At 62.5% G+C, this 17,836-nt stretch carries 21 protein-coding genes; 15 read left to right on the top strand and 6 right to left on the bottom strand.

All coding sequences use genetic code 11. From position 1 onward, the window contains the following. Positions 1 to 67 precede the first annotated feature (67 nt). Entirely contained in the window at positions 68 to 340 is a 273-nt protein-coding gene (locus tag FHS84_RS04400; protein ID WP_166930814.1) for an SEL1-like repeat protein, read from the top strand. Positions 341 to 342: 2 nt separating this feature from the next. Here the strand turns inward: FHS84_RS04400 and FHS84_RS04395 are convergent, their stop codons facing one another. After that, positions 343 to 2,511 carry a lytic transglycosylase domain-containing protein gene (locus FHS84_RS04395; RefSeq protein ID WP_166930812.1) on the bottom strand — a complete coding sequence of 723 codons (2,169 nt, stop codon included), beginning with the start codon at positions 2,509 to 2,511 and terminating at the stop codon, positions 343 to 345. Positions 2,512 to 2,669: 158 nt separating this feature from the next. Here FHS84_RS04395 and dapA point away from each other — a divergent pair, with 158 nt between their 5' ends. The 7 genes from dapA to FHS84_RS04360 all read left to right on the top strand — a co-directional run bounded on the left by dapA (position 2,670) and on the right by FHS84_RS04360 (position 7,052). Then, the gene (gene dapA, locus FHS84_RS04390; protein ID WP_166930810.1) at positions 2,670 to 3,566 is read left to right on the top strand and encodes a 4-hydroxy-tetrahydrodipicolinate synthase; all 897 of its coding nucleotides are present in this window, start codon (positions 2,670 to 2,672) and stop codon (positions 3,564 to 3,566) included. Positions 3,567 to 3,629: 63 nt separating this feature from the next. Beyond that, on the top strand, positions 3,630 to 4,106 hold the full coding sequence (gene smpB / locus FHS84_RS04385) for an SsrA-binding protein SmpB (RefSeq protein ID WP_166930808.1): 477 nt from the start codon (positions 3,630 to 3,632) through the stop codon (positions 4,104 to 4,106). A gap of 42 nt (positions 4,107 to 4,148) precedes the next feature. Next, complete coding sequence (locus FHS84_RS04380; protein WP_166930806.1) at positions 4,149 to 4,820, top strand: sulfite oxidase-like oxidoreductase; 672 nt, start codon at positions 4,149 to 4,151, stop codon at positions 4,818 to 4,820. A gap of 86 nt (positions 4,821 to 4,906) precedes the next feature. Next, positions 4,907 to 5,284: a carboxymuconolactone decarboxylase family protein gene (locus tag FHS84_RS04375; RefSeq protein ID WP_166930804.1), complete on the top strand. Its 378-nt coding sequence runs from the start codon at positions 4,907 to 4,909 to the stop codon at positions 5,282 to 5,284. 87 nt (positions 5,285 to 5,371) lie between these two features. Next, positions 5,372 to 6,046 (top strand): CsgG/HfaB family protein, encoded by a 675-nt coding sequence (locus FHS84_RS04370; RefSeq protein ID WP_425061552.1) that lies wholly within the window; start codon positions 5,372 to 5,374, stop codon positions 6,044 to 6,046. 2 nt (positions 6,047 to 6,048) lie between these two features. Beyond that, positions 6,049 to 6,411, top strand: coding sequence for a DUF4810 domain-containing protein (locus tag FHS84_RS04365; protein ID WP_208393691.1), 363 nt, complete (start codon positions 6,049 to 6,051; stop codon positions 6,409 to 6,411). A 2-nt stretch (positions 6,412 to 6,413) separates the two neighbouring features. Next, positions 6,414 to 7,052 carry a DUF799 domain-containing protein gene (locus FHS84_RS04360; RefSeq protein WP_166930800.1) on the top strand — a complete coding sequence of 213 codons (639 nt, stop codon included), beginning with the start codon at positions 6,414 to 6,416 and terminating at the stop codon, positions 7,050 to 7,052. A 55-nt stretch (positions 7,053 to 7,107) separates the two neighbouring features. Here the strand turns inward: FHS84_RS04360 and FHS84_RS04355 are convergent, their stop codons facing one another. The 4 genes from FHS84_RS04355 to FHS84_RS04340 all read right to left on the bottom strand — a co-directional run bounded on the left by FHS84_RS04355 (position 7,108) and on the right by FHS84_RS04340 (position 10,799). Further along, on the bottom strand, positions 7,108 to 8,493 hold the full coding sequence (locus FHS84_RS04355; RefSeq protein ID WP_166930798.1) for a tyrosine phenol-lyase: 1,386 nt from the start codon (positions 8,491 to 8,493) through the stop codon (positions 7,108 to 7,110). Between the two features lie 69 nt (positions 8,494 to 8,562). Continuing rightward, on the bottom strand, positions 8,563 to 9,501 hold the full coding sequence (locus FHS84_RS04350) for a homocysteine S-methyltransferase family protein (RefSeq protein ID WP_166930796.1): 939 nt from the start codon (positions 9,499 to 9,501) through the stop codon (positions 8,563 to 8,565). Beyond that, positions 9,501 to 10,133 carry a uracil-DNA glycosylase gene (locus FHS84_RS04345; RefSeq protein ID WP_208393690.1) on the bottom strand — a complete coding sequence of 211 codons (633 nt, stop codon included), beginning with the start codon at positions 10,131 to 10,133 and terminating at the stop codon, positions 9,501 to 9,503. The genes FHS84_RS04350 and FHS84_RS04345 overlap by 1 nt, the downstream gene beginning before the upstream one ends. A gap of 96 nt (positions 10,134 to 10,229) precedes the next feature. Further along, on the bottom strand, positions 10,230 to 10,799 hold the full coding sequence (locus FHS84_RS04340) for a LabA-like NYN domain-containing protein (protein ID WP_166930792.1): 570 nt from the start codon (positions 10,797 to 10,799) through the stop codon (positions 10,230 to 10,232). A 99-nt stretch (positions 10,800 to 10,898) separates the two neighbouring features. Here FHS84_RS04340 and folK point away from each other — a divergent pair, with 99 nt between their 5' ends. After that, positions 10,899 to 11,393 carry a 2-amino-4-hydroxy-6-hydroxymethyldihydropteridine diphosphokinase gene (gene folK, locus FHS84_RS04335; RefSeq protein WP_166930790.1) on the top strand — a complete coding sequence of 165 codons (495 nt, stop codon included), beginning with the start codon at positions 10,899 to 10,901 and terminating at the stop codon, positions 11,391 to 11,393. 94 nt (positions 11,394 to 11,487) lie between these two features. Continuing rightward, positions 11,488 to 12,342, top strand: a complete 855-nt coding sequence (locus FHS84_RS04330; protein WP_208393689.1) for a slipin family protein — start codon at positions 11,488 to 11,490, stop codon at positions 12,340 to 12,342. Positions 12,343 to 12,345: 3 nt separating this feature from the next. Here FHS84_RS04330 and sciP read toward each other — a convergent pair whose 3' ends face one another. Beyond that, a complete protein-coding gene (gene sciP, locus FHS84_RS04325; protein ID WP_166930788.1) occupies positions 12,346 to 12,621 on the bottom strand; it encodes a CtrA inhibitor SciP in 276 nt (91 codons plus the stop codon). Positions 12,622 to 12,782: 161 nt separating this feature from the next. Here sciP and FHS84_RS04320 point away from each other — a divergent pair, with 161 nt between their 5' ends. The 5 genes from FHS84_RS04320 (at position 12,783) to FHS84_RS04300 (ending at position 17,614) form a co-directional block, all read left to right on the top strand. Continuing rightward, positions 12,783 to 13,238, top strand: a complete 456-nt coding sequence (locus tag FHS84_RS04320; protein WP_166930786.1) for a DUF3574 domain-containing protein — start codon at positions 12,783 to 12,785, stop codon at positions 13,236 to 13,238. A gap of 49 nt (positions 13,239 to 13,287) precedes the next feature. Next, on the top strand, positions 13,288 to 13,824 hold the full coding sequence (locus FHS84_RS04315; protein ID WP_166930784.1) for a CcdC protein domain-containing protein: 537 nt from the start codon (positions 13,288 to 13,290) through the stop codon (positions 13,822 to 13,824). Between the two features lie 70 nt (positions 13,825 to 13,894). After that, a complete protein-coding gene (gene rpoZ / locus FHS84_RS22330; protein ID WP_166930782.1) occupies positions 13,895 to 14,281 on the top strand; it encodes a DNA-directed RNA polymerase subunit omega in 387 nt (128 codons plus the stop codon). Positions 14,282 to 14,486: 205 nt separating this feature from the next. After that, entirely contained in the window at positions 14,487 to 16,739 is a 2,253-nt protein-coding gene (locus FHS84_RS04305; RefSeq protein ID WP_166930780.1) for a RelA/SpoT family protein, read from the top strand. Between the two features lie 146 nt (positions 16,740 to 16,885). Then, positions 16,886 to 17,614 (top strand): pyridoxine 5'-phosphate synthase, encoded by a 729-nt coding sequence (locus FHS84_RS04300; RefSeq protein ID WP_166930778.1) that lies wholly within the window; start codon positions 16,886 to 16,888, stop codon positions 17,612 to 17,614. The last annotated feature ends 222 nt before the right edge of the window (positions 17,615 to 17,836 follow it).

The following is a 17,836-nucleotide window of genomic DNA, read 5'->3' as shown; positions in this document are numbered from 1 at the left end:
ACGATCTCCGTCCGCGGGAGGGGTTGTTCCAACTCAACCGGGGAAACATTTCGGGGATCTTACGGCGATGGCCTGTGTAGATGTGGATTCGCTGACGCAATACGAAACGGACGCCAAGCGGGGGCGGGCCGAAGCACTTTACAATCTCGGTCTGGCCTACTCGACTGGGAACGGGGTGGGCGTGGATTTCATCGCCGCCCATAAATGGTTCAACCTCGCGGCCATGCGGGGCGTGGATGCGGCGAAGAGCTGGCGCGCCCAGGTGGCGAGCGAGATGCTGCCGGCGCAGATCGCCGAAGCCCAGCGCCTCGCCCGCGAATGGCTGAGCATGTTCCACTGAACTCAGTTTGACGTCGTCCGCCGGTCTTTCGGCTTCTTCGTCGGCACCGGCGGAGGCGGTGGGGCGGGTGGTGTCAGCACCTTCTGCTGCGGCGGGTTGGCGTACAGGTCGTTCAGGATACGCAACGGCGTATCGCGGCCGCCCAGACGGGCCCGGTAGACCTCGAGGTTCTCGACGATCCGCTGCACGTAATTCCGGGTTTCGCCATAGGTGATGCTCTCGATCCAGTCGATCGGATCGGTGGCCGGGCTTCGGGGATCGCCGAAGGTCTGGATCCAGCGCTTGGCGTTGGTTTCGCCGGCATTGTAGGCCGCGGCCGCCACGATCACCGAATTTCCCCAGTTGGCGAGGTACGACGAGAACTCGGTCATGCCGAGTTGCATGTTGTAGGTCACGTCGGTGGTCAGTGCGTTGGGCCGGTAGGGCAGGCCGGCCCGCTTTGCGTTGGTGCGCGCCGCGGCGGGTGTGAGCTGCATGATCCCGCGGGCGTCGGCGCGGCTGACGCTTTGCGGATCGAACTCGGTTTCCTGGCGGATGATGGCGTGGACGAGGGCCTGTTCCGGCACCGGCGGCGGCCCCTTGTATTCGGGCACGGTAATCACCGGATAGGCGTAAACGGGAAAGTTCACGCCGTCATAGCCGAGCGCCTTGGCGACGCGCAGGGCCACGTCGCGAAATCCCATCTCGGTCAGCATGGCGGCCAGCTGCTTGCCTTGCGCCGGGCCGGGGTGAAGCTCGAGGTAGCGCATGGCGAAGGCGCGCAAGAGGTCCTGGGCGCCGAGATCGGCCAGCACGCGCATCGCCTTGACCAGATCGTCGTTGTTGAAGGCGGCGGCCGAAGACAACGCGTCCACTTTAGCGGTGGAGAGCCGCAGCGTCGGCGAGGGATCGATCCGGGTCAGCGCCAGCTGGCCGTAGAACGTCTCCGGCGCCTCGGACGCCAGTTTGTAAGCCTTGTAGGCATTCTCGTCGTCGCCGAGCACCTCGTAGGTCCGGCCGGTCCAGTAATAGCCGCGCGCCCGGCTGATCGGTCGCGACACGCCGTTGGTCAGCCGCTTGAAATGCGGCATGGCGCTGGCCGCGTCGTTGAGGCGTCGCAATGCGATCCAACCGGCGAGAAATTCGGAATCCGAGAACTCACTGCCGCTGGTGACGCCGGTGTCGGCCACCAGCTTGTAGGCCAGCGCCGTCTTGTTCTCCTTCAGCATTTCGCGCGCCACGATGTGGGTCTCCGCCCATACCGGCGACGGCCGCGACTTGAACAGGTCCCGCACGGCCGGGCGTGTCAGAAGCTCGGCGGCGACGTCGAAATCGCTGTTCTTGCGGGCGGCGCGGGCGCGGTCGAACAGAAGGGCGCCGTTGCCGGCGAGATCGACGGAAAGCTCCGACAGCGCTTTGCCGGCGCGGCGCGGATCGGTCTTTACCGCGATGCGGGCATTGGCAAGGCGCTGGGTATCGTCGTCGACGCGCGCCATCTCGCGGCGGGCCGCGGAGATCTGGTCGCTCCATAGCAGATTGTCGAGCCGGCGCTTGTCGACGTCGGGCGTGAGATAGGCGCCGTCCTTCTGGACGATGGCGAGTTCCTCCGGCAATTCGAACGTGCCTGCGGCCCAGCCGTCGCGGACGAGTTTCTTGCCCCATTCGGTTTTGCCGGTTGCGATCAGCGCGTCACCGAGCCGGATCATGCCGATGGCGCTGATCGGATTGCGGCCCGCGAACCACGTAATCACCGACGCCGGCGGCGTTGCAGGGTCCATCGCTTCTTCGGCACGGACCAGAATGATGTTACGCCGTGGCCAGTCGGGACTGGCCTTCACGAAGGCGTCGATTTCCGCAAAAGGCGCCTTGGCATTTTTGTCCTGGACATAGCGCCACTGCACCAGCGCCTTGGCGATCGGATTGCGTCCCTGTTGGGCCAGGGAGAGCGCCGTCGTCCAGTCGCCGCGGTTCGCCGCCTCGAAGGCGCGGGTAAACAGGTCGTGATCGGCGGCGGAAAGAACCTTGACGGTGCCGGCGCGCAATCCGGATTCCGCATCCGAGACCGTCATATCGTCGCCGATCGGCCGCATGGTGATGACGTTGCCCTGGCGTTCCACCCCAGCGGGCAGCGGTCCCGCCGCGGCGCCCCCCAAGAGGAGGATGGCCAAAACGGGCAGGGCACGGGCAGGCATTGTCATCAGTCCCAGAATTGCGCGAACGGGCGACCTTAATGTCGCGGGGGAGCACACTACAATCGTAATGTGTGGAGTGTCGCGTTTTCGCCGCGGCAAATGCCTTGCCCTTGCGGGGACAAGCGCTATTTTGCGCCCATATTTACGAGGTCGCCCCGATGCCGTTTACGCCCAAGAGCTTCAAAGGCTCCATCCCTGCGCTGATTACGCCGATGAAAGACGGCGCCGTCGACGAAGCCGCGTTCCGCAAGCTGGTCCGTTGGCAGATCGCGCAAGGCTCGAGCGGCCTGGTTCCCTGCGGCACGACCGGAGAGTCGCCGACCCTCAGCCACGAAGAACATATGCGGGTGATCGACATCTGCCTCGAAGAGACCGACGGCCGCGTGCCGGTGATCGCCGGTGCCGGTTCGAATTCGACGGCGGAAGCGATCTCGCTGACCAAACACGCCAAGGCGATGGGCGCCGATGCGGTGCTGTCGGTGACCGGCTACTACAACAAGCCGTCGCAGGAAGGCATTTACCGCCATTACGCGGCGATCGCCGAAGCGGTCGATATTCCGATCATCCTCTACAACATCCCGGCACGTGCGATCGTCGGGATCGACGTCGATACCATGGCGCGCCTGTCCAAGATTCCGAACATCATCGGCGTCAAGGATGCCACCGCCAATCTCGCCCGCGTGCTGCGCGAGCGCACCGCCTGCGGTCCCGATTGGGTCCAGCTTTCCGGCGAAGACGGCACCGCGCTTGCCTATATGGCGCAGGGGGCTCAGGGCGTCATTTCGGTGACCGCCAACGTCGCGCCGAAACTGTGCGCGGAGTTCCAGAAGGCCTGTGCCGAGAAGCGTTGGGACGACGCCCTCAAGCTGCAGACCAAGCTGATGCCGTTGCACGACGCCATGTTCTGCGAACCGAGCCCGGCGCCGGTGAAGTACGCCGCCTCCGTCCTCGGCCTGTGCTCCGACGAAGTGCGCCTGCCGATGATGGCCGCCACCGAAACCGCCCGCGCCAAGGTCCGCGCCGCGATGGAACTCGTGGGCGTTACGGCGGAGTAACACCGGGGTTTGTTCCGGCGCGCCGCCTCCCTATATAATGACGGTGTCATCAGGAGCCGCCCCGTGGCCAAGAAGAATCCAGACGACGACCGCAAGATCGTCGCCGATAACCGCAAGGCCCGCTTTGCCTTTGCCATCGAAGATACCTTTGAGGCAGGCATTGTGCTGACCGGATCGGAAGTGAAGTCGCTGCGTAACGGCCGCTCGACGATTGCGGAGTCCTATGCCCAGGCCAAGGACGGCGAGATCTTCCTGATCAACGCCAATATCCCGGAATACACCCAAGCCAACCGCTTCGGCCACGAGCCCAAGCGCATCCGCAAGCTGCTGGTCCACAAGACCCAGGTGCGGAAACTCTCCGCCGCCATCCAGCGTGAAGGCATGACCCTGATCCCGCTGAAGCTCTATTTCACGCCGCGCGGTATCGCTAAGCTGGAAATCGGCATCGCCAAGGGCAAGAAACTGCACGACAAGCGCGAGACCGAAAAGCAGCGCGACTGGGCTCGCGACAAGGCCCGGATCATGCGAGCAAAGGGGTAGGTTCCGCTCGCTATCTTATGTCTGCCCGCTTAGAATGTTTCTATGGCAGACCAAGATCCCGGCGATTTCCTGAAAGGAATCAAAGACAAGCTCGTCCGCTCCAAAGAGCAATGGGCGTCGGACAAGCGTCTGATCACCGGCCGGCCTGATCTTGGCCACGTCAATCGCCTGCCGCCGGGGCAGAAGGAAGTGAAGAACTGGCCGGTGCTCGATCTTGGCGTTCAGCCGGACGTGAAGCCGGAGAACTGGCGCCTGCAGATCGGCGGGCTCGTCGAAAATCCGATGCACTGGACGCTGCCGGAATTCATGGCGCTGCCGCAGGAGGAGTTCGTCTCCGACATCCACTGTGTCACCCAATGGAGCCGTTACGAAAATCATTGGCGCGGCGTATCGGCGAAGACGCTGCTTGATCTGGTAAAACCGAAGCCCGAAGCGCGCTACGTTCTGTTCACTGCGTACGACGGCTATACGACCAACGTGAAACTGCCGGCGTTCGCCGAAGACAATGTGCTGCTGGCCCATTCGTGGGAGGGCAAGCCGATCCCGCGCGAGCATGGCGGCCCGGTACGGGTGGTCATTCCCGACTGGTACTTCTGGAAAAGCCCAAAATGGGTGACGCGGATCGAGATTTCGGCCGAAGACCGCCCCGGTTTTTGGGAGGTCCGCGGCTACCATAACGAAGGCGATCCCTGGAAAGAGGAGCGGTATTCGTAACCGCTCCCGTGGTGCGACATCCCGGCGGGCTTGAAATATATTAGCTAGTTCTAATATACATCCCGAGCCCTGCTAGGAGATATCCCATGTATAAAGACTGGCCCAATATCGCGACCGAGATGGTCGGGCTGACCAAGCAGTTGCGCGCCGCCGACGGCACGCCGGATGTGATGAAGGCGTTTTCCGCCATGGCGCAAGCCGCCACCGCGCCCAAGGCCCTCGACACCAAGACCAAGGAACTCGTCGCGCTTGGCATCGCCGTCGCAGTCCGTTGCGATCCTTGCATCACGTTCCACGCCGAGTCGGCGCGCAAGCATGGCGCGACGCGCGAGGAGATCATGGAAGCCGTCGGGATGGCGATCTACATGGGCGCCGGTCCGAGCGTGATGTATGCCGCCCAGGCGGTGGAAGCGTACGACCAATACGTTGCGAAAAACGGCGCGAACCCGGCCGCAAAAGGCTGAGGTGCCGCCGTTCTGGTTGTTATGACCAATTGACCTAGCGGAATACGCGACATACCCTTCCCAATTGTACTTGCGTAAGGGGGTATCGTGAAAAAGCGGTTATTGTGTTGCTTAGGCATAGCAACGATGCTGGCGCTGGGTTTGTGCCCGACGCTGGCGGGGGAGACGCATCGCGCCATTGTTCCGGGAACGGTTAACGCGGCCGGTACGAACTATCAGGGAGAAAAGGGCGTCATCACGGTGGGGCAGTTCTCGAACCGCTCGACCTACATGCGTGGCGTATTCTCCGACGCGACCGATCGCCTTGGCGATCAGGCCAAAGGCATTCTGGTTACACATCTGCAGCAGACCGGGCGCTTCCGGGTGCTCGATCGCGCCAATATGGCCGAGATGGCGAACGAGGCGGCTTTGCTTGGGCAGCAGGTGAAGCTCAAGGGTGCCCGCTACATCATCACGGGCGAAGTGGCCGAGTTCGGCCGCAAGGAAACCGGCGATACCCAGATGTTCGGCATCTTGGGGCACGGCAAGAAGCAGACCGCGTATTCCGTGGTCGATCTGAAGGTCGTCGACGTGACGACGTCCGAGGTGGTGTTCTCGACGCGCGGCGCCGGCGAATACGTTCTCGGCGAACGCGAAGTGCTCGGGTTCGGGTCCACGATGGGCTACGACTCGACGCTGAACGGCAAAGTCCTCGATCTCGCAATCCGTGAAGCCGTCAACCGCCTCGTCGAAGGCGTTGACCAAGGCCGCTGGCAGCCCTGACCATGAAAAACTTGAACTTGAAAATGCTTGCGGCAGCATTGCCGCTTGCCGCGCTCGTCCTCGCCGGTTGCGGCACCCCGACCAAGTACTACTGGGGCAATTACGAGGAACTCGTCTACGCCAATTACGCCAAGCCCGGTGCGGTCGCGCTGGACAAGCAGATTCAGATTCTGCAGGGCGACGCGCAGAAGGCTCAGAAGGAGGGCAGGCCTTTGCCTCCCGGCTTCCATGCTCAGCTCGGCTATCTCTACGCCCAGCAGGGCAGTGCCGATCAGGCGAAAGTGCAGTTTGAAACCGAGAAGCAGCTGTTTCCGGAATCCACCGTGTTGATGGACCGGCTGATAGCCAACATGGCGAGGAAATGACCATGAAAAAGCATATTCTCGTGCTTGCGGTCTGCCTGGCCGCAGTGGGGCTTTCCGGCTGCGCCTCCAAGCGGAGCGTGGATTACACCGAGTTCCGGGCCCATCCGCCGCGGTCGATCCTGGTGCTGCCGCCGATCAACGAAAGCACCGAAGTCGGAGGAACCTATGGCTTCCTGTCGACCGCAACGATGCCGATCGCGGAAAAAGGCTACTACGTGTTCCCGGTGTCGGTCGTCGATCAGTACATGAAGGAAAACGGCCTGCCGACGGCGGGAGAAATGCATCAGGTTCCCCTCGAGAAGATCCGCGACATCATCGGCGCCGATGCCGTGCTGTATCTCGATCTGAAGGACTACGGCTCGAAGTATCAGGTCATCGCGAGCACCACGCGCGTCAACGTCACGGCCAAGCTTGTGGACGTGAAGAGCGGTCAGACGATCTGGACGGGGGCATCCCTTGTTGAGCAGAGCTCCAGTGGCGGGTCCGGCAACATCATCGCCGATCTCATCGCCACGGCACTCGATCAGGTCCTCAACTCGACGACCGACTATGCGCACACCGTTTCGCGCACGGCCAATTATCAGCTTGTCGCCGATCCGAATACGGGCCTTTTGGATGGACCGTATGCGCCTAAGAAATAGTCCGGCTTTCCGGGACTAGAAAAAGGGCCTCCGGTGTTGCCGGAGGCCCTGTTTTTTAGAGCACCTCGAACCGCGCCTGGAAGAAGCGCAGGTATTTCGGTTCGTAGATCATCTTGAGGCCGGTCGCCTTCTTCCGATTCTCGTAGACCTCGATCACGCTTTCGGCCGTCACGTCCATGTGCGCCTGGGTATAGACCCGGCGTGGGATGGTGAGGCGCACCAGCTCCAGTTTGGGATAGTGGTGCTTGCCGGTCTTGGGATCGCGGCCCGCCGAGACGATGCCGCGTTCCATCGCACGCACGCCGGAATCCTCGTACAGCGCCGCCGCCAGCGTCTGGGCGGGGAACTGGTCCTGCGTCAGTTGCGGATAGAAGGCGCGGGCGTCGAGATAGACCGCGTGTCCGCCGATCGGCCGGACGATCGGAACGTCGGCGTCGATCAGCTTGTTGCCGAGATATTCCACCTGTCCGACGCGGGCGCGCATGTGGTCGTCCTGCACCGACTCCACGATGCCGCGCGCCATCGCTTCCATGTCGCGCCCGGCCATGCCGCCATAGGTATGCAGGCCTTCGTAGACCACGACCAGATTGCGTGCTTCCTCGAAAATGGTCTCGTCGTTGATCGCCAGCCAGCCGCCGATATTGACCAGCGGGTCCTTCTTGCCGCTCATCGTGCAGCCGTCGGTGTAGGAGCAGAACTCCTTCAGGATTTCGCGCACGCTCTTGTTAGCGTAGCCCGCTTCGCGTTGCTGGATGAAATAGGCATTCTCGACCGCGCGCGTCGCATCCATCATGATCTTGATGCCGTGCTTGGCCGTGAGATCGCGCAGGGCGCGGGCGTTGGCCATCGACACCGGCTGACCGCCGGCCATGTTCACGGTCGCGGCGAGGCAGACATACGGAATCTTCTTGGCGCCGACCTTGGCAATCAGGTCTTCCATCTTGTTCAGGTCGACATTGCCCTTGAACAGGCTTTCGTCGGCGGGATTGTGCGCCTCATCGACGATGACATCGACAAACGTGGCGCCGGCCAGTTCCTGATGCAGGCGCGTGGTGGTGAAGTACATGTTGCCCGGCACGACGTCGCCCGGCTTGATCATGATCTGCGAAAGCAGGTGCTCGGCGCCGCGGCCCTGATGGGTCGGCACGATGTGGCGGAAGCCGTAGTATTCGCGGATCGTGCTTTCGAGATTGTAGAAGTTGCGGCTGCCGGCATAGGCCTCGTCGCCCATCATCATGCCGGCCCATTGCCAGTCGCTCATCGCGTTGGTGCCGCTGTCGGTGAGGAGGTCGATGTAGACGTCCTCGGAGCGCAGCAGGAATGTGTTGTAACCCGCTTCTTTCAGTGCGCGCCGGCGCTCCTCGATCGTCGTCATCTTGATCGGCTCGACGACCTTGACCTTCCACGGCTCTGCCCACGAACGCTTCGAATCCCGGCCCATTTTGGGTTTCCTCTGTTTGAACGGCGGGGACGATACACCGCCTTTCCGTTAGGAAAACTGGCCGAAACCTCAGCCCTGGGCTGCTGATTTTGCGAGCCCCCGGCCGAGCGCGGCGATGTGGCGCTCGTCGGTGCCGCAGCAGCCGCCGGTGACGGGCAGGGCGTAGCGCCTTTGCAGGGCACAAATCTGCGCCGCCAGTGTGTCCGGCGCTTCGGTCAGAAGATCGGTGGCGGCGGCGAGTTCTTCCGGCGAGAGCGGCGACGTGTTGGCTTGGAAGAAAACCACACGCTTGAGCAGATCCGGCGCATGTTTTTCCAAAACCGACAGCGCTTGCGCCAGAACCTTTGGATGTACGCAGTTGACCGCGTACCCGAGCGGCGGCGTCGCGGTGTTGTCGAGCGCCTTGATCGCGTCGGCCCACGGCGTGCCGTCGAGCAGAGTGCCCGCCGGACGCAATACGAAGCTCAACAGATAGGGCAACCCGGTCTCAGCCTGAGCGCGCGCGATGCCGCGGGCTTCGCGGAAAGCGGGCAGTGTAGCGGCGAACAGGAAGTCGGGTTTTGCTTCGGCCAGCGCCTGCATCTGCGGCCGATGGAAGGCATAGGCCGCATCGGCGTCGAGCGCTTCCTCGGGACGATAGGCATCGCCGCGGCATCCCGATTGCCCGCCGATGAAAATTTCATGGCCGCTGTCGTCGCGTAGCGCTTTGAGCAACGCGATGTTGTCCTGATTGACCGGCCGGTCGGCATAGGCCGATGCCGCGATGTTCTCCGCATTGGCGCGCCACGTATCGCTGAGCAGGATCAGCGGCAATCCGGTTGCGCGCGCTGCTGCGATGTAACTCGCATGGACTTCGGCTTCCGCCTTGCGTCCGGCCGGATCGTAGACCAGCACGCCGTGGCGCATCGACGGATGAAACGTGATGCCGGGATGGCGGCGCAGCCGTTCGTAGACCGAGCCTTCGGCCAGCATGACACGACGGGCTGCAATGGATTGGACGAAATCCATCAGCTCATGGCCGCCTTCTTGGCCTGTTTCACCACCGCATCGAACATCGCTTCGGTGAGTACGCCGGTATTGGTGTTGTAGCGCGAGCAGTGATAGCTCGAGACCAGCGTTACCGTATCGAGCTTGTAGGCAGCGCCGTGCTTGAACGGATACTGCGATTTGCGCACGCCCAACGTATCGCAGACGCTGTCGTGGGCCACTTTGCCGAGTGCCAGGATCGCCCGCAAATTCGGCATCGCCGAAATCTGCGCCGACAGGAAACGGCGGCAGGCCTTGATCTCGAACGGCAACGGCTTGTTCTCGGGCGGCACGCAGCGCACGGCATTGGTGATGGTACAGCCGCAAAGCTTCAGTCCGTCGTCGGGACGTTCGTCGTAATGGCCGTTCGCCAGCCCGTGCTTCAGCAGCATTTTGTACAAAAGATCGCCGGCCCAATCGCCGGTGAACGGCCGACCGGTCCGGTTGGCGCCCTTGAGGCCGGGGGCAAGTCCGACAACGAGAAGCCGCGCGTCGGCCGCGCCGAACGTGGGCACGGGCCCGTTGAAGAAATCGGGATACTCGTTCGCGTTCTCGTCGCGAAAGGCGGCAAGACGCGGACACAGGCGACAGTCGTGCGGCGGTTCCGGGATCATGGACGTCTTATACGCCAAATGTGGAGGCATGCGCTTCCACGATTTGGCGCAGTTCTGTTGCGGTTGATTCAAACCGGAATTGTTCGGCCGGAGCGGCTATGGCGACGTTTCGGTCGGGGAGTGCGGCGTGCGCTGGCCGCCTTCGCGCATGATCATCGGCTTGAGTTCTTCGAGTTCGATGAAGTTGTCGGCCTGCCGGCGCAGATCGTCCGACACCATCGGCGGCTGGGTGCGGATGGTCGATACCACGCTGACCCGGCGCCCCTTGCGCTGGGCCGCTTCCACAAGGCGCCGGAAATCGCCGTCGCCGGAGAAGATCACGATGTGATCGACCTGATCGCTCATTTCCATCACGTCGATGGCAAGCTCGATGTCCATGTTGCCCTTGACGCGGCGTCGGCCTTGGGCGTCGGTGAATTCTTTCAGCGGCTTGGTGACCACCGAAAAACCGTTGTAATCGAGCCAGTCGACCAGCGGCCGGAGCGGCGAGAACTCCTGGTCCTCAGCAACCGCGGTGTAATAGAAGGCGCGGACAAGCACGCCTTTGCGCGCGAAAAGTTCCAAAAGGCGCTTATAGTCGATATCGAATTGCAGTCCCTTGGCGGCGCCGTACAGATTGGCACCGTCAATAAACAACGCCAGCTTCTCTTGCGGGTAGAAGAGCATAATGACCTCCGATAAATATCCTAAGACCGGCCGGGCAAATCCCCCCGCGGCTGGCCATTGTTCTAGCGCAACGCCTGACCGGCGCAAGCGGTGACTGACATGATCTTGATTGCTCTGGGTGCCAATCTCAGCTCCGCCGCCGGGCCGCCGGCGATCACGATTGCTTCGTCGCTGGGTGCCATGGCGGCCCAACGCATACGCGTGCTGAAAGTTTCGCCGTTCTACAGTTCGCCCGCTTGGCCGGACCCATCCGAGCCGCCCTACGTGAACGGCATTGCGCTGGTACAAACGCCGCTCGGTCCTTCGGGATTGTTGGCGGCCCTGCATGCGATCGAAGCGGAGTTCGGCCGCGAACGGACCCACCCCAACGCACCCCGTACGCTCGACCTCGACCTGATCGATTATGATGGTCGGGTGGAAGAGGGCCCCCCCGTGCTGCCGCATCCGCGCGCCGCCACCCGCGCCTTCGTCCTGAAGCCCCTGGCCGACGTGGCGCCGGGATGGGTGCATCCGGTGTCGGGCAAGACCGTCGCCGCCTTGCTGACCGCCTTGCCGGAGGCCGATGTGGCGGCAGTCCTCAAGACAACCGCCTGAGACTAAACCCTGTTTCGATCCCGGTGCATTGCGATTTCGCGGTGCGGTCCGACGTGCTTTAATGGGCCTGGGGTAGGGTTGGGGGGAAGTGCGCATGTTTCAGGCGTTTTATCAGGCGTTTTTGGCGCCTGGCGACAACGGCTTGCCGCGCATTCTGATGATGCCGTCGTTCTGGATCGGCTTCGGCATTTTCTGTTTCATCATCGTTTCGGGATTCCGCATCGCGCAGCAATACGAGCGCGCGCTGGTGTTCCGCTTCGGTGCTTACAAGCGCACGTCGGGGCCGGGCCTGTTCTGGATCATCCCCTTCGGCATCGAATACGCTCGTAAAGTCGACATTCGCGTCCTCACCGACGGTGTCGAGAAGCAAGAAGCGATGACGCGCGACAGCGTCCCGATCCAGGTCAACGCGGTGATCTGGTACCGCATCGTCAAACCCAATCTGGCGGTGATCGAAGTGCAGGACGTGCGCGACGCCGTCATCCAGGTGGCGCTCACCACCTTGCGCAATGTGATCGGCGCCCATCCGCTCGACGATGTCTTGCGCGAACGCGAGAAGATGGCCGAATTGATCAAGACGCGCGTCGATCAGGTGACCGAGGCCTGGGGTGTCGAAGTGCAGAACGTCGAGATGAAAAACATCGAAATCCCGCAGTCGATGCAGCGCGCAATGGCCCAGGAAGCCGAAGCGCAACGCGAGAAACGGGCCCGCATCATCAAGGCCTCAGCCGAATTCGAGGCGGCCAAGCTATTGCAGGAAGCCGGTCACGAAATCATGCGTACGCCGGCCTCGCTGGAATTGCGCCGCATGCAGATGCTGACCGAAATCGGCGCCGAGCAGAACACCATGACCGTGGTGATGATGCCGAGCGAGTTTGTCGAAGCCGCCAAAGCGATCGGCACCATGGCGGCTCCCAAACCACTGCCGCCGAAGACGGAAGGGAACTAAGGTTCACCGCTCCCGTCCCGGCTGGCGGTAGTCCTGGGCGTGCGTGATCCTGAGGCCCGGAACGCCGTGGCGCTCGACCGTGCGCTGCCACGACAGGAATTCCTCGACCGAGAGGGCATAACGGGCACAGGCGTCGGGCAGGCTGATGACCCCGGCCTGGACCGCGGCGACCACGGCCGCCTTGCGGCGGCTGACCCAACGTACGGTATCCCGCGGGGGGAGATCGGCGAGGGTGATCGGGCCGGGTAGTACCATCTGATCACTGAGAAATCTGTCCATCCTGTCCTCCACACTACAGCGAAAATGAGAATCTGTCGCAGCAGGCATGTGACAAACTGGCGTAAGTGTTTTAACGAGCGGTAAATTTCGCTGGGACCTTTTTGGGACTTGGAAACCTTTAGGGTAAACGACGGGTAAACGGGCTAAGGGGCTGTAGGGGAATGAGGAATTTCGAGCGCTTGGGGTGGAGCGGGACGGTATTGTTCTTCGCTGCCTTCCTCGCCGGCTGCGCAGGCGTTAACGATCGGACTTGCCCGGCGGGGCTGAAACCGATGTCCTCCGCCGAGCTGTTCTTCGGCCGCTCCATTTCAGAGGGCAAAACCGTGAGCGACACGGATTGGCAGCGTTTTGTCGATGAAGAAGTGGCGCCGCGCTTTCCCGCTGGCTTCACCGAGTTGGACGCGACGGGCCACTGGCAAGGGGGCAGAGAAAGCCTGAAGGAGGGCTCCAAGCTGTTGCTGATTGTGTTGCCGGGTCTTGCCCGCGACCACTCCCGCCTAGACGAAATTCGGCGCGCCTACCAAATCCGGTTTCACCAGGAATCGGTTCTTTTGTTCGAGACACCCGGATGTGGCGGCTTCGGACCGGCATTGCCGGATGTCTTCCCCAAAATGTAAGGCGAGTTAGGACATCGGCGGCTGCGCCGGACACAGACGTGGGATTCCAATGGTCAAGCAATTCATGCCTTATCTGATGCCGGTTCTGGTGATGGGCCTGGTGTTCTGGCGGATGCGCAAGCAGAGCCAAGGCCGTCCGCTGAAGCCGAACCGGCTTTGGGTGCGGCCCGCAATGCTCGCCCTGTTCGCGCTGCTCGCCTTCATCCATCCGGCGCCGATCACACCGTTGTCGCTGGCGATCTTCGTGTTGTGCGCGGCCGCGGGCGTCGGTCTGGGCTATCTGTCGGCCCGCCATCAGCAGCTGACTCTCGATCCGGCGACTGGAGCCATCATTTCGAAGATGTCGCCGGTCGGCATCGCGCTGTTTTTGGCGATTTTCGCCTCTCGCTACATCGTCCGGCTGGTCGTGGAGGGTGGGCAGCCGCCGGGGCCCTTCGAGCATCCGTCTTCGAGCGTGCTCACTTATACCGATGCCGCGCTTTTGTTCGCCCTCGGCCTAGTGGCGGCCCAGGCTTGGGAGATCTGGCGGCGGGCGAAGGCGTTATTGGGAGGTGCCTCAAAATTGCCCGATTCTGTGGCCGGATAAGGCACTTGTCCCCGTCGCACGTTTCCTATAGGTTCCCCGACCTCCCTGAAAACCGCAGGATCGAGAAAGAATGGCCCGCGTCACCGTTGAAGACTGCGTAGATAAGATTCCCAACCGGTTCGACCTTGTGTTGTCGGCCGCGTTCCGGGCCCGCCAGCTTTCGGGCGGTGCAGAGACCCTGGTTGATCGCGACCGCGATAAGAACCCGGTCGTGGCGCTGCGTGAGATCGCGGCCCAGGAGCTGACGCCGGAGAATCTGCGCGAGGATCACATCAAGTCGCTGCAGAAGCACGCCGAGGTCGATGAGCCCGAGGAGGTTCGTCCCGACACCGACGACGCCCGCGAGGATCCCTCGTTCCGTCAGGTGACCGAGGAAGAGCTGCTTCGCGCGCTCACCAGCGAGGCCCAGCGCCGCGCCGAGCCGCAGCCCGAACCGGCCGAAGACTACGAAGAGTAGGTCGACTCTTCACAAAGAGATTCGCGAGAAGCCTGGGACCTGTCCCAGGCTTTTTCGTTTTGGTGCCGTGTGTCCCGTGTAAAACCCGCAGATATCGCGCAGAGGCGACACCTCGAGTGGAAAATCGAGATCGCGGGAACTTTTTTGTCGCCCGCGGCCGTTCCGGTTTTCCGATTCTAGATATCTGTGCCTATATAATATGGGAATGAACGCGTCCCCTCAGCCAGATAAAGACAACGTCGTACCTCTGATTCCGCCGCGCGCACGCAGCCGCCGCAAGCTGATGCGCCAGACGGAGCTGGTGGATCGCGTCAAGGCCTATGACCCCGAAGCCGACGAGGCTTTGCTGAACAGGGCCTATGTTTACGCGATGAAGGCCCACGGCAAGCAATTCCGGGCCTCGGGCGATCCCTATTTCGCGCACCCCCTCGAAGTCGCCGCCATCCTGACCGAGTTGAAGCTCGACGAGGCGACCATCGCCACGGCGCTGCTGCACGACACCATCGAGGACACGGTCGCCACCTACGACGACATCAAGGAGAATTTCGGCAAGGAAATCGCCGATCTGGTGGACGGCGTCACCAAGCTGACCGGCCTCGAGGTCTTTTCCGAGCGCACCAAGCAGGCCGAGAACTTCCGCAAGCTGATGCTGGCCATCACCGGCGACATCCGGGTGCTGCTGGTCAAGCTCGCCGACCGCCTGCACAACATGCGCACCCTCGGCTTCATCAAGACACCGGAAAAGCGTCGCCGCATCGCGCAGGAGACGTTCGACGTTTACGCCCCGCTGGCCGGGCGCATCGGCATGCAGCATGTCCGCGAGGAGCTGGAAGACCTGGCGTTCGCCGAACTCTATCCCGAAGCGCGCAAATCCATCGTCGCGCGCCTGGACCGGATGGATTCGAGCCGCGGCAAGCTGATCGACCGCGTTGCCGACCAGATCAAGCGCAAGCTGGCCGAGAACAATCTCGAATGCTGGGTTTACGGCCGTGCCAAGCGTCCGTTCTCGATCTGGCGCAAGCTGCAGGACAAGAAGATCAACTTCGAGCAGCTTTCCGACGTGTTCGCCTTCCGGGTCATCGTCCGCAACGAGCCGGACTGTTACCGGGCGCTCGGCATCCTGCATCTGTCGTGGCAGGCGGTGCCGGCGCGGTTCAAGGATTTCATCTCGACGCCCAAGCCCAACGGCTACAAGTCGCTGCATACCACCTTGATCGGGCCGGAGCGTCAGCGCGTCGAAGTCCAGATCCGCACCCAGGACATGCACGATGTCGCCGAACGGGGTATCGCGGCGCACTGGCGTTATCGCGACATCAAGTCCGACACCGGCGAAGGCGGCGAGAACCGCGCCTACGAATGGCTGCGCGAGATGGTCGACCTCTTGGAGCAGGGCAATACGGCCGAGGAATTCTTCGAGCAGTCGCGCCTCAATCTCTATCAGGACCAGGTGTTCTGCTTCACGCCCAAGGGCGACCTGATCCCGCTGCCGCGCGGCGCCACGCCGATCGACTTCGCCTATCAGGTCCATACCGATCTCGGCCATCGTACGCTGGGCGCCAAGGTCAACGGCACGCCGGTGCCGCTCTACACGCCGCTGCGCAATGGCGATCAGGTCGAGATCATTTCCGGCAAGGACGAAACCCCATCACCGCTGTGGGAACAGTTCGTCGTCACCGGCCGTGCCCGCGCCGAAATCCGCCGCTTCCTGCGCCAGCAGCAGCGTGGCGAGCACATCAAGCTCGGCCGCAAGATTCTGGAAAAGGTTTTCAGCGACGAGAGCTTCTCGCTGACCGACAAGGCGGTGGAAGGCGTCGCCAAGAAGCTCGGCCTCAGCAAGAGCGAAGACGTCTTTGCCCAGGTCGGCGGTGGTGCGCTGCGCGGCCGCGAAGTGTTGGAAGCGGTCTATCCCGAACTCAAGACCGATCCGGAACGGCGCAAGCGTGCGTTGGTGGAGCAGCCGGTCGAAGGCAAGCGCATTTCGATCAAGGGCCTTACCGGCGGTATCGGCTACCATCTTGGAACGTGTTGCCATCCGCTGCCGGGCGACCGCATCGTCGGCCTGATGATGCCGGGCGAGGGCGCCGTCATTCACACCATCGACTGTGCCGAACTCGAAAACGCGCAATCCAATCCCGATGTCGAATGGCTCGACGTCGCCTGGGGTACGCACGCGGCAGAGATGGGACCGAGCGTGGCGCGGCTTAAGGTGCGGGTGAAGAACGCAGCCGGTTCGCTCGGCGCGGCGATGACCGCGATCGGCAACGCCGGCGGCAATATCTTCAATATGAAGACGATCAACCGCAATCCGCTGTTCTTCGACTTCCAGGTCGATGTGGTGGTGCGCGATGTGGTGCATCTGCAGAACATTGTCGGTGCTTTGCGCGTGAATGAAGTGGTGGACTCCGTCGACCGCGTCCGCGAGCCCGAACAGGCCCAGGAGCCGAGCGCGTCGACGTAATCCGTCATGTTCTGCCCCGCGCACGAGCACAGAACGGGTTTTCTGTCCCCCCCGCGGGCGAGCAATTTTTCGCCGGCACTTGGACCGCGGGGGATGTGGCGCGAAGCGCCGAAGGGGGCTAATTTCGCTTCCCAGGAGATACCGACATGCAAAAACTTCGTCTTGGCGTGAACATCGATCATGTGGCGACCGTGCGGCAGGCGCGCGGCGGTTCGCATCCGAGCCCGCTTCGGGCGGCGATGATGGCCGCGGCGGCGGGGGCCGATGGCATCACCGCGCATCTGCGCGAAGACCGCCGCCACATCTCCGATCACGACATCGAATCCCTGCGCCTTGAGCTGCGCATCCCGCTCAATCTCGAGATGGCGGCGACGCCGGAGATGAAGGACATCGCCCTCAAGCATCTGCCGCATGCGTGCTGCATCGTTCCGGAAAACCGGCAGGAACGCACCACCGAAGGCGGCATCGATGCGGCCGGGCAGTTCGACCGCTTGAAGCCGATCGTGCGCGAACTGGTCGACGCCGGCATTCGTGTTTCGATGTTCATCGAGCCTGACAAGCGCCAGCTCGACGCCAGCCGCGCGCTGGGCGCTCCCGTGGTCGAGCTTCACACCGGCGCCTATTCGAATGCGACCGGCGCCTTGCAGGCCGAGCTTCTCAAGAAATGCGTCGATGCGGCGACGTATGGCGGATCGATCGGTCTCGAAATTCATGCCGGTCACGGGCTCACGTACGAAAACGTCCAGCCGATCGCCGCCATTCCGCAGATCAAGGAACTCAACATCGGCCATTACATCATCGGCGAAGCGATCTTCGTCGGTCTCGAAGCCTCCATCCGCCGCATGCGCCAGCTGATGGACGAGGCGAGGGCATGAAAACAACAGTTATCCCGGATGCACGTTGCCCCAAGCTGTCATCCCGGACGCGCCCTCAGTGATTTTGAAGTCTGACATTTGGGCGCGATCCGGGACCCACTGCGAAATCTGGATTGTGTCTGAGTAGGTCCCGGTTCTGCACACTCCTTAGCACTTGCGTGCTTCCGAGTGCTTGGCCGGGATGACAATTCAGCTATGATGTTGCAGACATTTCGAGGCACG

Source organism: Rhizomicrobium electricum (genome assembly GCF_011762045.1).
In the GTDB taxonomy this organism is placed as follows: domain Bacteria; phylum Pseudomonadota; class Alphaproteobacteria; order Micropepsales; family Micropepsaceae; genus Rhizomicrobium; species Rhizomicrobium electricum.
This window is presented reverse-complemented; position numbering and strand designations above follow the sequence as displayed.